Genomic DNA, 12,829 nt, shown 5'->3' on the forward strand with positions numbered 1-12,829 from the left:
TCTGGACCGAGCAAACCTTTTTCAACCCCGGACAAACACGGGGACAGCCCCACGGGCACTGAAAAAACCGACGATAAAATAAAAAGACGCGTCACAACCCAACAGGGCCAACGTCTTTAGACTGAAAACGGGACGGCGAAACCCCGTCAGGATCACAACAGCAAGCAGCACACAGCACAAGCACACGAAGGAGACTTTACAATGGCGATTCCGACCCCGGTAAATGGTCAGATCACTGATGCAGTCACCCAGGCTAACGTGAAAGTTCTGGGCGACGCCCCGGCAATGGCAATGGGCTCGATCTTCCAGTCCCTCGCACATTCCACCGGCATTCTTTATGAAAACGCCGTCAGCGCACAGCAGCAGATCGGCATCACCTCGCAGGCCGCCACCAATCAGGGCGTCATCCAGATCTATTCGGTCGATACGATGGCAGACTCGGTCGCGACCTCGAAGATTGCCAAAAGCGATGTTCCCGACAACATGCTTTCGCTTCTGACCGCCCTTCAGGCCGTCAAAAGCTGATACCAGGCACCCTGTATCCCCCACACAGGTCTTCCTCAAATCGGGCGGTTGCTTCCATCGGCGACCGCCCGATTTTTATTGGGAAACCGGGCTTTGACCCACCGAAGTTTTTACGCGCTTTGTGTCACAACACCGGGCGCGCCGCGTCAAAAGTCTGACCGCAAGACATGCGGAAAGGGCCGGTCACGAGGGTCAACTTCCTTCCGGCACTTCTTTAGGCAACCAGGAGATACACAATGGCTGATAACACTCCGGTCAATGGCATGATTACCGACTCAGTCACCCAGGCCAATGTAAAGGTTCTGGGCGATGCGCCGGCAATGGCCATGGGCTCGCTTTACCAGTCGCTGGCGCATTCTCATGGCATTCTCTACGAGAACGCTGTCAGTACCCAGCAACAGGTCGGCATCTCTTCGCAGGCAGCCACCAATCAGGGCGTCATTCAGGTTTACTCTGTCGACACCATGGCTGGTGCCGTTGCGACGTCAAAGCTGGCCGCAAGCGACGTCCCCGACAACATGCTTTCGCTTTTGTCGGCTCTCAAGGCAACGACCGGAACGTCCGTGTCGTAATTCCATATTGGTTTCGCCGCCGAACCCGCCCGGCATGCGCAAGCTTGCCGGGCTTTTTCTTTCACAAACCTCAAAGCCCCGCGTCATACCGGTAAGTACAAATCAGGTCAGGCAAGGAGACGGACATGCCATCGACACCTTCAGCGCAAGACGGCAACAGTTCCCAGCAAACCCAACTCGCCGCCGAGGTCGAACCGCATCAATGTGCGGTTTCCGATCAGATCACGGACTGTGTCGCACTGACCAATGTCGCGACACTGGGTGCCGGACCGGGTTACGCCGCCTTGCAATCAATGCTGGGCCAGACCCAGTCCCAGAACATTCTGATGGCGAACATGGTGTCCGCCCAAAAGCAGAACGCCATGATCGGCATGACGACCATGACCCAAAGCGTTCTGCAATTGATGAATCGTCGTAACTATTAAGGATCACTGCGATGAGCACCCAAAACGAAGTCGACGAACAAATCACCGACAGCGTGACCCAGACCAACACCTCGGTCATTGCCAATGGTCCGGCAATCGGGGCGATGCAGTCCTATCTGTCACAGGCCCAGGCACAGGGCATCCTGTTTGCCAACATGGTCAATGAACAGCAGCAGCAATCGGTCGCAAGTCTGGCCACCACCATGGAATGTGCCAAGGCCACACTTTCGGTTCAGGACAACAAGCCAAATTTTTTTACGGCTCCGCAGGGTGGCACGTCCAGGAAGAAAAAGGATCCCTCGCCGACCTAGACGGTTATGGCGGCGCGGAGGGTCTTGATGACGGATCGGACGACCCTGACGATGACGACGACGAAGATCAGGACGACGGTAAAAACAATCTGCCCTGGTATGGCAAGCTCGATCCGCGATTTATCGGCAACGGAACCGGCTTCAAGGAACATTTCGATTATGGCAGTTCCGGTTCCGGCGAAGAAGACGATGAAACGACAGAGGACGAACCATGAGCAACATCGTCAATCCACAAATCACCGATGCCGTTACCCAGACCAACGTAAAGGTGCTTGGTGAAAGTCCGGCACAGGCGGTTTCCATCGCATTGCAATCACATTCCCATGCCACGGGACTTGCCATGGAAAATGCCACACTCACCCAGGGCAACATGCAACAGGTCGTCAATACCGCCACATCAAAGCTTGTCGCCCTGATTACGGCACAGGCGGGTTAGGACACATTTTTCACGGGACGGTAAAAGGCCCGCGAAACAGATCACAAATCCCTGCAATACGCGTCTAAAGATGTGCGGTCATCCGGACCGCCTTTTCGGAGGATATCATGGCTATTCCAACCCCGGTGAACGGTCAGATTACCGATGCTGTTACACAAAGCTCGGTCAGCATTCTTGGATCCGCGCCCGCCAATGCGATGGGCTCGATCTATCAAAGTGCCGCACATTCGACATCCATCCTGTTCCAGAACGCGGTTCAGGCCCAGCAACAGGCATCGATCTGCTCGCAGGCCGCTACCAATCAGGGCGTGATGCAGCTTTATTCGGTCAATACCATGGCCGGAGCACAGGCCACCGCCAAGCTTGGCCGGTCTGACAATGCCGATACGCTTTTGACACTTCTGGTAATTTTGGCAGCAACCCGCCGCTAGGCATCTGACCTGCCCGGTCTTTCTGCGGCCAGGCAACGGTCCAAATATGAGGGCGTGACATGGCAGACAACACCCCTGTAAATGCACAAATCACGGACGCCGTGACCCAGACCAACGTCAAGGTTCTGGGCGAGGCACCGGCACAGGCCATGGGCCTTGTCTATCAGACGATGGCCCATTCCATCAGTCTGTCGATGCAAAACGCCATGCAAACCCAGGGCGGACTGCAACAGATTGGCAATGCCGTCACGTCAAGCGCATGCCGCATGATCCTTGACAGTACCGGCGGCGGCATGGGTGGCAAAGGCGGCGATAGCACGTCCTGAGCACCGATAGTTCTGATGCCAAGGCACTAAACACGGCAACGGCGCGTTTATACGCCCCGCGCACATATACCCCGCAAGAGGTCCATGATGGCAGATGATGACAACACCAATCCCGATGCATCCGGCAATGCCGATAACGCCGCCCCTTCGGAAAACGCCGAGGGCAGCGATCCTTCCGGCACCAAGGCGGCAGCAGGCGGTGCTGATGACAGCAAACCGTCCAGTGATGCAGACAGCGCAGGTGACAGCACCGGTGCGGCTGCCAACACATCAAGTCCGGCCAGCACCCCGCCCCTTAGCACCGCATTGAACCCGCAAATCGTCCAGGCGGTTGGAACCACCAATCACGCTGTCCTTAACGGGGCCATTCCGGGCGCAAATGGTGTTGCCTATCAAAAGGTCGCGCAGGCAGCTGCCTATGCCGTGCAGGATTCAACCGATTATCTGCGCAACATCATGTCGATGGCATCAGCCACCACCGGTGTCGCCATGCAACAGATGCTGGTCAAAAAAGAAGTCGACCCCTATGCCAACATCATCAAGGCCGCGACCCAGGCCGTAACCGATGCGCAAAAGACATTCGCAAGTGTGGGTGAGTCGGCCAGCAGCGTCGTAAAGGATTTTGACAGTCTGGCGTGAAGAGTAATCCGGATGTCACCGCAATCAAAAAGGCCGGTCCTTTTTTCAAGGAACCGGCCTTTTTGATTGTCGTTCTTCTGGCTTGATTAACCGGCCCGCATCAGTTCGATCCGGTGGCAAGCCTCGGAGAAGTCAGGGGCGAACAGTTTGACGCTGACTCCGGTTCCCTGAAGCTCATAGGCGCCCATTTCCTGCGTCGGGCAGGAAATGAAGCTTGCGACCGTCTGGCTGACCAGAACGCGTTTGCCAAGTTGCTTGGTCAATTGTTCAATCCGGGCGGCTTCGTTTGCGGCCTGCCCGACCACGGTAAAGTCGACACGCTCGGACACTCCGACATTACCGTAAATCACGTCGCCAACATGCATGCCAAGGCCATAGTCAAATGGCGGTTTGCCGGACTCTTCGCGCGTGGCATTCAGCGCATCAACATTAAGCTGCGCCTCGGCTGCGGCATAAAGAGCGGCAAGGCAGGCTTCTTCGAGATTGTTTTCGTCTTCGCCAATCGGGAAAATCGCAAGTGTCGCATCCCCGATATAGCGCAAAACCTGTCCACCATGCTTAAGCACAGCCCCCGCAGTGGCTGCAAAGAAATCATTCATTTCCCCAAGAAAGGCATCATCGCCAACATGGGTCGCAACCGATGTCGAATTGCGCATGTCCGAGAACCAGATCACCGCACGGGTCTTGGTACTGTCACCAAGCTTGATCTGGCCGTTGCGCACACGGCTCCCGGCGTCCGAACCCAGATAGGTTTCGAGAATGGTACTGGTTTCTTCATGATTGATACGCATCTTGCACGACACGGCAAAACGGCGCTGAATACCCGAAAGGATCGCCAGATCCTCGTCCGAGAAACCGCTGGGACGACGGGTCAGATAGGTCATGAAAATGCGGTTGCTATCAAGCGTGCTGTCACGGTCGGTAACAAACGGGGTCATCAACGCATAATAGTCCGTCCCGCGGTTGCGGCGGAAACTTTCAAGAACCGGAAAATCGATCACCGCGCTTGGCCCGATCAGATGTCGGCGCATGAAGCTGACATCATTATCGAGCATCCATTTCATCGGGCTTTCGGCCCAGTCCTGATCCTGATCACCAACCCCCATATGGGTTGAACGTTCGACCTGTCCGCTTTCCTTGTTCCAGATATAGGAAACCCCTTCGTAAAGGGGATGAAGGGTCTTGAAGGCGACCATCACGCGGTCAATCGGGATGCCCGATGCGACAAGGCGGCTGACCATCCCTGACAGAAGTTCGCTGATATCGGTATCATCAAGCGCACATTCCATCAGCCAGTCATTGACAGAACGCACAAAGCCGCGCGCTGCCTGGGCATTGTTGGTGCCCGGTAGCGAGGTCACGACTGCTGAGTCCTGGCCGTTATTGTTCATTGTTCGCTCCGTCCATTTTCGCGTTTATTTTTGCATTGCATAGATAGAACAGCAATGCCAATTCGCAATTATTGATTTGGAAACAATCTATTTCCCGGCACACAAATGACCATTAGTCATTAAAAACGCAAGGGCAAGTTGTCAAAAATTCTTAACCTTATGATTTTGCTGAAAACTCACCAAAACCGGACGTAATCTACGCTTTGGTATCCAACCTTGCCGGTGGAAGGTATATCCGCGCCAAAAGCCCGCCTTTCGGGGACTCTTCAAGGTAAATCTCCCCGCCATGGGCACGAATGGCGGTGCGCGCGATGGCCATTCCAAGGCCGATACCCCCGGTGTCACGATTGCGTGATTCTTCAAGCCGGAAGAACGGTTCAAACACCTGTTCGCGTTTATCAACCGGAATCCCCGGCCCGTCATCGGCAATTTCAATCCACAAGCCATCATCATCGGCGTCGCGCACATTCACCTCGACATGATCGCCAAACCGCAATGCATTGGATACCAGATTGCCAAAGGCCCGTTTGACCGAAAGCGGTCGACATGGATAAATCCGCGCGGCACCGTCTCCGACAAAGGAAATCGGGCGACCGGTTTCCGCCAGATCCTCGACTGCGGATTCAACAAGGGCGGTGATGTTGATCTTGCGGGTATCTTCATTTGCCGTTTCTTCGCGGGCAAAGGCCATTGCCGCTTCGACCATCTGTTCCATTTCGTCAAGCGTCTCGATGATCCGCGAACGGTTTTCGGGATCGTCGACAAATTCAGCCCGCAGACGAAGCGACGTGATCGGCGTGCGCAGATCATGGGAAATGGCAGCCAGCATCCGCGTGCGGTCTTCGACAAACCGCTTAAGACGTGCCGTCATGCGGTTAAAGGCCTTGGCTGCACGTCGAATTTCAATCGGGCCGGTTTCGGGTACCGGTTCGGGATAATCCCCGCGCCCGACCCGGTCGGCGGCATTGGCCAAAAGCACCCATGATCGCGAGATGCGCCGCGTGATAAAGAATGTGATCACCGCAATCACCAGCGCGGACAAGGCAACGCGCAGCACATTGTCAAAGACAAACCATGGCGGCGGCATCACACCGCCAATCATTGCTTCGAGCCAGACTTGTGGCTGGACATCGGTGCTGTTGCGGTTCGAGGGTGCCTCCGCCGGACCATTACCATCAAATGATCCATCGCCCGGAATACCGCCCGAACCATCACCAGATATCGGGATGATCGGAACAGCAATCTGCATCACGGGTGCGACATGGCAGTCAAAGCGCTCCATATAGCGGAATTCCCACGGTGCTGTGCGTTTATCATGGTCATCATCATGTTTATCGCGATCATCGTGGTCAGACGTACGCTTTGAGCGTTCCTCGCGGTATTGGTCCAGAAAGGCTTCCTTGGCGTGTCGCAGGGATTTGCGTTCGGCCCAACAGTCATCTTCTGTCAGGATTTCCACCCGCGCAGAAATCCCGGGAACACTTCCTGCCCCCGACGTCAGAGCTTCGTTCAGTTTGCCTGTAAGCTTGTCAGATATCTGCCCGTCCGAATGTGCGACTTCGGTCTTGTCGACCAGTCGCAAACGGGTTTGCGGTGACTGGGCGACACGCAGGACATCGACCCAGTTATCCTGCGGTGTTGTCGTCAAAATACGTGAAATTGCCGCCACACGTGACAATGCATTTCCGCGCCGCTCGGAGGCCAGCGCATCACGGCGTTCATCGGCCAGCATCACGCCCAGCACAATATGGGTCAGGATAATTGCACCAAGCAGAAGACAGACAAGCTGCCCGGTAAGACTTTGAGGCCAAAGACGTTTGATCAGGCGGCGCTTGGTCATTTCTCGACCACCTCGCAGGTGAACATATATCCCCCGCCCCAGACAGTTTTGATCAGGGTCGGGTTTTTGACATCGGTTTCGATCTTTTTACGCAGACGGCTGACCTGGTTATCAATGCTGCGATCAAAGGGAACGGCTTCGCGTCCACGGGTAAGATCCAGCAACTGGTCACGGTTAAGCACCATGTTGGGATGTTCGACAAAGGCGCAAAGCAACCCGTATTCCCCGGCACTCAGCGGCAGGACCACATCATTGGCATCGCGCAATTCATGGCGCGTGCGATCAAGTATCCATCGATCAAAATGGACTTCCCCACCGGGAAGCGGTCCCTTGCGCCCGACCGGAAGACTTTGCGCCCGGCGTAGCACCGCCTTGATCCGCGCCAGTAGTTCGCGTGGATTAAACGGCTTTGCCAGATAATCGTCCGCCCCCATTTCCAGACCGATGATGCGATCCGTCTCCTCGCCAAGGGCGGTCAGCATGACAACCGGCACATCATAGTTCTCGCGCAGCCAGCGACACAAACTTAGCCCGTCTTCACCAGGCATCATCAGGTCAAGCACAATCAGATCAGGCGAGACGTCATCAGCCATCATCTTGCGCAATTCGCGACCATCAGACGCCAGTGACACACGATATTCATGCTGACGCAGATAACGCCCCAGAAGATCGCGAATATCACGGTGGTCATCGACAACAAGAATATGGGGCTGGTCGCTCATTTGCGGTCCTGTCATTGGAACGGTCTGCTCAGTGTAACTTAGCGCGTTGGCATTTGGGGCAAAAACGGCAATTTGTATCAAATTGTCGCATTTCGGACTTTTGGCAAATCTTGCGACCAATTTGCCGGTTCTTCGGGATCATTTCGCGACAATCATCGGCGATAACAGACCTCAACAAGCGATCCCCCCAACCGTAAGAGGTTTACGATGAAGCCCACCAATAAAATCAAGATTGCAGCTGCCCTGTTTGCATCAACCCTGATTGCGACCCCGATTGCAGTAGCCTATGCATCACCTGGCGATCGTGGCGCACCAAGTGAATGGGCGATGTTTGGCGGCGACCATCATCGTGGTGACAAATCCGGCGGTGAATGTGCTGAGCGTGGCAAGCGTGGCGAACATGGCAAAGGCGGCATGTTTGGCAGCCAAGCCCGCGAACGTGCAACCCCGCTGACCCCGGCCGAGGCCCGCATTCTGGTCGATGCCATGCTTCTGAAATCCAGCTCGGCTGATCTCAAGACCGGAGATGCCCTTACGGCAGAAGAACCGGGCAAGATCGACGTCCTTCTGGTCAATGCCGAGGGCGACGTTATTGAAGTCATCTCATTTGATGCCAAATCCGGCCGCATGGACCGCGAGGAACGTCGTGACTTGCGAAAACTGATGCCACGCCCGGATAAGGCAGAACGCTACAGCCAAAAATTCACCGCCGATCAGATGAACCTTCTGGCCAATGCCATGGTCATCCGGTTTGGCAATGGTGAACTTAAACTCGACAAACTGGCAGAAACCCCGCGTGGCACCTATACCGCGACGGTTACCAATCAGGCGGGTGACATTGTCCGTGAAATGGAACTCAGCAGCGTGACCGGCCGCCCGATCAGCTAAGATCAGCCGAAACGAACCCCTGACACAATCCCCACCCCGGTCCGGGGGCTTCATTCCCAACCGATACCCCGGACACTCCCCAGTGCCTCCAAGGTTTCCCCCTTGGGGGCACTTCTTATGTGTCGTTGATTTTTCATGTTTTTTTGGTTTGACGACCACAATCCTGATCATCATTCTTGGCGATTAAAAACTGCGCCCCGAAAGAAAAACAATGACGAACATGACCGCCCCAAACGACAGCCCAAGAACAGCCACCCTTGATGACATCCCCGCCCTGACACAACTTTGGCAGGATACCGGCCTTTATCGTCCCTATAATCCGCCCGCGTGGGATATCGGCTTTGCGGTCAATGCGACCGATGCGACCCTTCTCGTCTGGGAAGATAACAGCGATAACATTATCGGGTCCGTGATGGCCGGTCACGATGGTCACCGCGGATGGGTCTATTATCTGGCGGTTGCTCCGACGCTTCAGAAATCCGGGCTTGGTCGCAGACTTATGGACATTGCCGAAAGCTGGTTACGCGATCAGGGTGTCTGGCGCATGCAATTGATGGTGCGCTCGGAAAACAGCAAGACACAGGATTTCTATCGCCATCTTGGCTATCGTGCGCTTGATGTCACCGTGATGCAGAAGGATATCGACACTCCCCCGCTTGAACGTCAAACCTCCTAGGACGATCAGGACCCGGTGGCAGCATCGGCAACGGTTTGCATGTCCTGACCGTTGTCCGATGGCGCCTTGTCATCAATCACGGCAATCGTCGCGTGGGCAATGCGACGCGCACGCTCAAACAACCGATAGATGCGTTCAACCAGCGCCACATTGATGCGATAGCACCGGATATCCACATCACGCGGACCGATGGCATCGCTGATCCGGCGCAATGTCAGCTCCATCTTGTCGGTGAATTCGGCCTTGCGTGCCAGAACGGCCATGGCCGTTTCGCGATCTTCGCTTGAATAGGCGGTAAGTGCCTGTTTGAGACAATCCTCGCCGATCTGAAACAGCTCGGCCAGCTGGGTGCGCCGTTCCTGGGACGGGATTTGCCCGATATCCATCAGCTCCGAGACCATATCCACCATTTCCTCGGCAACAAGATCCCCCACCGCTTCAAGGTGGTTGCTGACTTCAAGTTCGTTTTGCAGCCTTCTTTGTTCCGAAGGCAAAAGCTCTGACCGGCGGACCTTGCTGGCAAACAGTGCAATCGCGTCCTGAAGACTATCGACACCGTCATCAAGCTCGGCAATGTGTTGCAGTCTGGTACTCGTCGGCTTCCCCAGATTTTCGCGACCGCGACGGACAACATCAGTCACGATATCCCCCATATGGATGACCTCGTTGCGCAAAAGCGCAATTGCCGCTGCAGGCGTGTCGGTCACTTCATGCATCAGATATTTCGGGCTGGGATCAAGCGGCGGGTCAATGACGGTTTCAAGCGGCACCAGCTTTTCGATCAGCCGGGCAATCCACGGCACGAAACCGATCATCAGGATCACATTGGCAATGTTGAAAATGCTGTGTGCATTGGCAATTTCGCGCGCAATATCGGTACTGCCGCCATTGGTCACATACGTGATGTCAGACACGAATTCCGACAATTGCGAAATAAACGGAAGCCACAACAACACACCGCCAATGTTAAACAGCACATGTCCAATTGCGGTCCGCAAGGCATCCCGGCCCTTGCCGATTGTCACCAGAAGGGCGGTAAAGCAGGTCCCGATATTGGCTCCGAAAATCAGGGCTATCCCGCCATCAAGACTGACAAGGCCCTGCCCGGCCAGAACAATGACAATCCCCGTTGTCGCGGCACTCGATTGCACAAGGGCGGTAAAAACGGCGGCGACAATGATGGCAAGTACGGGGTTTTGCATTTGGGCCATCAGATCGATAAAGGGCGGATAGGTGCGCAGTGGTTCCATCGCGTCGCTCATCATGCCCATGCCAAAGAACAGCATCCCCATGCCAAGGATCGCCTTCCCGGCAAGGGCAACACGCTTGCGTGTTCCCATCATGGTCATGGCAAAACCGATCGCGATCACCAACGGCGCGATGGCCTCGACCTTGAATGCGATGATCTGAGCGGTCAGGGTACTGCCGACATTGGCCCCCATGATCACGGCAATTGACTGGGCAAAGGGCATTAACCCCGCCGACACAAAGCCGACCACCAGAACCGTCGTGACACTGGAAGACTGCACAAGCCCGGTCACCAGCGCACCCGATATCGCCGCCATAAAACGGTTGCGCGTCATTTTTGACAGGATGAAGCGCAGCTTTGCACCGGCAAGGGTCTTAAGCGCACTTGCCAGATGATCCATCCCATAAAGGAACAGCGCAAGGCCCCCGACAAGCCCGACCGCCATCCAGCCCGCTTGCAACGTTCCCCCGTCCTCGGCTGCCTGTGCAGTCGAAAGATCAAGAACGAAGAAGGACAGACTTAACAGCAATAGGCGAAGGAACCCGGACATTCAAAACCCGCCGCAATCAAGGACAACCAGCCCACAAGCATTACTACAGCCCGCAATAATTGTCAGGATTTTCAGAAACCTAGGCACACACATTTCGCAAGACATCCGGACGCATAAAACAACAGGGGCAGCGCACGATATGGATCGGTGCACTGCCCCTGTTCTAAATTTCCAACCTGTCTGACGACAGATATCGCATCTATTGCGCGGCGATCACGCGTTCTGACTGCTTTTCCGGTGCCAGACGGGTTTCAAGTGCAGCAATCTGTTCCGCACTCAGACGCAGGCCAAGCTTGGAACGTCGCCAGATCAGGTCATCAATCTTGCGAACCCATTCATGATCAATCAGATAGCGCAGTTCCGCTTCATAAAGGTCATGACCATAGCATGTGCCAAGGTCGGTCATTTTCGATGCGGTTCCGACAATCAGTTCAATCCGGGTGCCATAGGCACGCAGCAACCGTTTCAGCAACCCGCGATCCATCCAGCCATATTGACCAGCATAAAGCGCAAGCGCCTCATCATAGGATGCATTGGGGAAATCGCCACCGGGCAGGGTTTCACGTGCGGTCCATGGCGCATCGCGGGTGCCAAGCTGCTTGGTGATGATCTGAAGCGCATGTTCCGCCAGCTTGCGATAGGTGGTGATTTTCCCGCCAAACACATGCAGTGCCGGGGCAACCCCGTCATTGGCTTCAAGTTTAAGGGTATAATCACGCGAAACCTTTGATGCATTTTCGCTTTCGCCATTTCCGGCATAAAGCGGACGCACACCGGAATAGGTCCAGACGACATCGTCGGACGATATCTGTTTTTTGAAGTAACCGCTGGCAAGCTTGCACAGATAATCGATTTCGGTCTGATCGATTTTGACCTTGGCCGGGTCACCGGCGAAATCAACATCGGTGGTTCCGATCAGGGTAAAATCATCCTGATAGGGAATGGCAAAGACGATGCGCCCATCGCCATTCTGGAAGATATAGCAATAGTCATGGTCAAACAGCTTGGGCACGACAATGTGGCTGCCCTTGACCAGACGAATATCGGCCTTGGTATCAGATTGCACCACACCGTTTTTCGGATTGATCAGATCAGCACACCAGGGCCCCGCCGCATTGACCAGCATCCGGCCCGACACCTGCCGTTCTGCGCCGGTTTCCTCGTCGCGCAGGGCAACCTGCCACTGATCTTTGATGCGCTTGGCACCGACACATTTGGTGCGCGTCAGGATTTCCGCGCCAAAGCCGTTGGCATCAATGGCATTAAGCACCACCAGACGCGCATCATCGACCCAGCAATCGGAATAGACAAAGCCCTTTGTCACGCCATCACGAAGCGGCGCACCCGATACATGCTTGGCAAATGAAATGCCCTCGGACGCCGGAAGTTTTTTGCGACCACCAAGATGATCATAAAGAAACAGTCCAAGACGGATCATCCATGCCGGGCGCAAATCCTTGCGGTGCGGCAACACAAAGCGCAACGGCCAGATGATATGCGGCGCATTGCCAAGCAACACTTCTCGTTCGGTCAAAGCTTCGCGTACCAGCCGGAATTCATAATGTTCCAGATAGCGCAAACCACCATGGATCAGCTTGGTACTGGCTGACGAGGTTGCGCTGGCCAGATCATCCTTTTCACAGAGCAGAACCTTAAGGCCGCGGCCCGCCGCATCACGGGCAATGCCGGCACCGTTAATGCCACCACCAATAATGATCAGATCGTAATGTGCAGTCGTCGCCATGCGGGGCCTCTTTCAGCCAAAGGAATCTCTCTTTGATCTCAAAATAGTTCATTTTCGAAAATTTTCAAGTTTCGAATTGTGACATTTATTCGACACAGCCATGT

At 55.1% G+C, this 12,829-nt stretch carries 16 protein-coding genes; 10 read left to right on the forward strand and 6 right to left on the reverse strand.

Annotated features, from left to right (window positions below; translation table 11 throughout):
- Nucleotides 1-201 precede the first annotated feature (201 nt).
- The 4 genes from TH30_RS12465 (at nucleotide 202) to TH30_RS12480 (ending at nucleotide 1,833) form a co-directional block, all read left to right on the forward strand.
- On the forward strand, nucleotides 202-525 hold the full coding sequence (locus TH30_RS12465) for a RebB family R body protein (protein WP_068518667.1): 324 nt from the start codon (nucleotides 202-204) through the stop codon (nucleotides 523-525).
- A 236-nt stretch (nucleotides 526-761) separates the two neighbouring features.
- Nucleotides 762-1,097 (forward strand): RebB family R body protein, encoded by a 336-nt coding sequence (locus tag TH30_RS12470; protein WP_114098412.1) that lies wholly within the window; start codon nucleotides 762-764, stop codon nucleotides 1,095-1,097.
- Nucleotides 1,098-1,222: 125 nt separating this feature from the next.
- Nucleotides 1,223-1,522, forward strand: coding sequence for a RebB family R body protein (locus tag TH30_RS12475; RefSeq protein WP_114098413.1), 300 nt, complete (start codon nucleotides 1,223-1,225; stop codon nucleotides 1,520-1,522).
- A gap of 11 nt (nucleotides 1,523-1,533) precedes the next feature.
- On the forward strand, nucleotides 1,534-1,833 hold the full coding sequence (locus TH30_RS12480) for a RebB family R body protein (RefSeq protein ID WP_114098414.1): 300 nt from the start codon (nucleotides 1,534-1,536) through the stop codon (nucleotides 1,831-1,833).
- Here the strand turns inward: TH30_RS12480 and TH30_RS22105 are convergent.
- A complete protein-coding gene (locus TH30_RS22105) occupies nucleotides 1,830-1,985 on the reverse strand; it encodes a hypothetical protein (RefSeq protein WP_181850266.1) in 156 nt (51 codons plus the stop codon). The genes TH30_RS12480 and TH30_RS22105 overlap by 4 nt on opposite strands.
- A gap of 59 nt (nucleotides 1,986-2,044) precedes the next feature.
- Between TH30_RS22105 and TH30_RS12485 the strand changes: the two genes are divergently transcribed.
- The 4 genes from TH30_RS12485 (at nucleotide 2,045) to TH30_RS22560 (ending at nucleotide 3,665) form a co-directional block, all read left to right on the forward strand.
- On the forward strand, nucleotides 2,045-2,269 hold the full coding sequence (locus TH30_RS12485) for a RebB family R body protein (protein ID WP_114098415.1): 225 nt from the start codon (nucleotides 2,045-2,047) through the stop codon (nucleotides 2,267-2,269).
- A 107-nt stretch (nucleotides 2,270-2,376) separates the two neighbouring features.
- Nucleotides 2,377-2,700, forward strand: a complete 324-nt coding sequence (locus TH30_RS12490; protein WP_114098416.1) for a RebB family R body protein — start codon at nucleotides 2,377-2,379, stop codon at nucleotides 2,698-2,700.
- Nucleotides 2,701-2,759: 59 nt separating this feature from the next.
- Nucleotides 2,760-3,026 (forward strand): RebB family R body protein, encoded by a 267-nt coding sequence (locus tag TH30_RS12495; RefSeq protein WP_114098417.1) that lies wholly within the window; start codon nucleotides 2,760-2,762, stop codon nucleotides 3,024-3,026.
- A gap of 87 nt (nucleotides 3,027-3,113) precedes the next feature.
- Nucleotides 3,114-3,665, forward strand: a complete 552-nt coding sequence (locus TH30_RS22560; protein WP_258548712.1) for a hypothetical protein — start codon at nucleotides 3,114-3,116, stop codon at nucleotides 3,663-3,665.
- Between the two features lie 86 nt (nucleotides 3,666-3,751).
- On the opposite strand, the gene TH30_RS12505 is transcribed toward TH30_RS22560, so the two are convergent.
- The 3 genes from TH30_RS12505 to TH30_RS12515 all read right to left on the reverse strand — a co-directional run bounded on the left by TH30_RS12505 (nucleotide 3,752) and on the right by TH30_RS12515 (nucleotide 7,618).
- Nucleotides 3,752-5,056 (reverse strand): adenylate/guanylate cyclase domain-containing protein, encoded by a 1,305-nt coding sequence (locus TH30_RS12505; RefSeq protein ID WP_114098418.1) that lies wholly within the window; start codon nucleotides 5,054-5,056, stop codon nucleotides 3,752-3,754.
- A 196-nt stretch (nucleotides 5,057-5,252) separates the two neighbouring features.
- Entirely contained in the window at nucleotides 5,253-6,896 is a 1,644-nt protein-coding gene (locus TH30_RS12510) for an ATP-binding protein (protein ID WP_114098419.1), read from the reverse strand.
- Complete coding sequence (locus TH30_RS12515; protein ID WP_114098420.1) at nucleotides 6,893-7,618, reverse strand: response regulator; 726 nt, start codon at nucleotides 7,616-7,618, stop codon at nucleotides 6,893-6,895. The genes TH30_RS12510 and TH30_RS12515 overlap by 4 nt, the downstream gene beginning before the upstream one ends.
- Before the next feature lie 207 nt (nucleotides 7,619-7,825).
- On the opposite strand from TH30_RS12515, the gene TH30_RS12520 reads away from it, so the two are divergent.
- Both TH30_RS12520 and TH30_RS12525 read left to right on the forward strand, forming a co-directional pair.
- Nucleotides 7,826-8,506, forward strand: coding sequence for a hypothetical protein (locus tag TH30_RS12520; protein ID WP_114098421.1), 681 nt, complete (start codon nucleotides 7,826-7,828; stop codon nucleotides 8,504-8,506).
- 211 nt (nucleotides 8,507-8,717) lie between these two features.
- Nucleotides 8,718-9,182, forward strand: a complete 465-nt coding sequence (locus TH30_RS12525; RefSeq protein WP_258548713.1) for a GNAT family acetyltransferase — start codon at nucleotides 8,718-8,720, stop codon at nucleotides 9,180-9,182.
- 5 nt (nucleotides 9,183-9,187) lie between these two features.
- Here TH30_RS12525 and TH30_RS12530 read toward each other — a convergent pair whose 3' ends face one another.
- Together TH30_RS12530 and glpD are read right to left on the reverse strand one after the other, a co-directional pair.
- Complete coding sequence (locus TH30_RS12530; protein ID WP_114098422.1) at nucleotides 9,188-10,981, reverse strand: Na/Pi cotransporter family protein; 1,794 nt, start codon at nucleotides 10,979-10,981, stop codon at nucleotides 9,188-9,190.
- A gap of 199 nt (nucleotides 10,982-11,180) precedes the next feature.
- The gene (gene glpD, locus TH30_RS12535) at nucleotides 11,181-12,725 is read right to left on the reverse strand and encodes a glycerol-3-phosphate dehydrogenase (protein WP_114098423.1); all 1,545 of its coding nucleotides are present in this window, start codon (nucleotides 12,723-12,725) and stop codon (nucleotides 11,181-11,183) included.
- Nucleotides 12,726-12,829 lie beyond the last annotated feature (104 nt).

The organism is Thalassospira profundimaris, from assembly GCF_003326795.1.
GTDB classification, from domain to species: Bacteria; Pseudomonadota; Alphaproteobacteria; order Rhodospirillales; family Thalassospiraceae; genus Thalassospira; species Thalassospira profundimaris_C.

Coding starts and splice junctions, on each gene's coding strand:
- TH30_RS22560 (WP_258548712.1), top strand. CDS start 3,114: ATGGCAGATGATGACAACACCAATCCCGATGCATCCGGCAATGCCGAT.
- TH30_RS12490 (WP_114098416.1), top strand. CDS start 2,377: ATGGCTATTCCAACCCCGGTGAACGGTCAGATTACCGATGCTGTTACA.
- TH30_RS12525 (WP_258548713.1), top strand. CDS start 8,718: ATGACGAACATGACCGCCCCAAACGACAGCCCAAGAACAGCCACCCTT.
- TH30_RS12515 (WP_114098420.1), bottom strand. CDS start 7,618: ATGAGCGACCAGCCCCATATTCTTGTTGTCGATGACCACCGTGATATT.
- TH30_RS12475 (WP_114098413.1), top strand. CDS start 1,223: ATGCCATCGACACCTTCAGCGCAAGACGGCAACAGTTCCCAGCAAACC.
- TH30_RS12510 (WP_114098419.1), bottom strand. CDS start 6,896: ATGACCAAGCGCCGCCTGATCAAACGTCTTTGGCCTCAAAGTCTTACC.
- TH30_RS12470 (WP_114098412.1), top strand. CDS start 762: ATGGCTGATAACACTCCGGTCAATGGCATGATTACCGACTCAGTCACC.
- TH30_RS12480 (WP_114098414.1), top strand. CDS start 1,534: ATGAGCACCCAAAACGAAGTCGACGAACAAATCACCGACAGCGTGACC.
- TH30_RS12495 (WP_114098417.1), top strand. CDS start 2,760: ATGGCAGACAACACCCCTGTAAATGCACAAATCACGGACGCCGTGACC.
- TH30_RS12505 (WP_114098418.1), bottom strand. CDS start 5,056: ATGAACAATAACGGCCAGGACTCAGCAGTCGTGACCTCGCTACCGGGC.
- TH30_RS12520 (WP_114098421.1), top strand. CDS start 7,826: ATGAAGCCCACCAATAAAATCAAGATTGCAGCTGCCCTGTTTGCATCA.
- TH30_RS12530 (WP_114098422.1), bottom strand. CDS start 10,981: ATGTCCGGGTTCCTTCGCCTATTGCTGTTAAGTCTGTCCTTCTTCGTT.
- TH30_RS12465 (WP_068518667.1), top strand. CDS start 202: ATGGCGATTCCGACCCCGGTAAATGGTCAGATCACTGATGCAGTCACC.
- TH30_RS12485 (WP_114098415.1), top strand. CDS start 2,045: ATGAGCAACATCGTCAATCCACAAATCACCGATGCCGTTACCCAGACC.
- glpD (WP_114098423.1), bottom strand. CDS start 12,725: ATGGCGACGACTGCACATTACGATCTGATCATTATTGGTGGTGGCATT.
- TH30_RS22105 (WP_181850266.1), bottom strand. CDS start 1,985: ATGTTCCTTGAAGCCGGTTCCGTTGCCGATAAATCGCGGATCGAGCTT.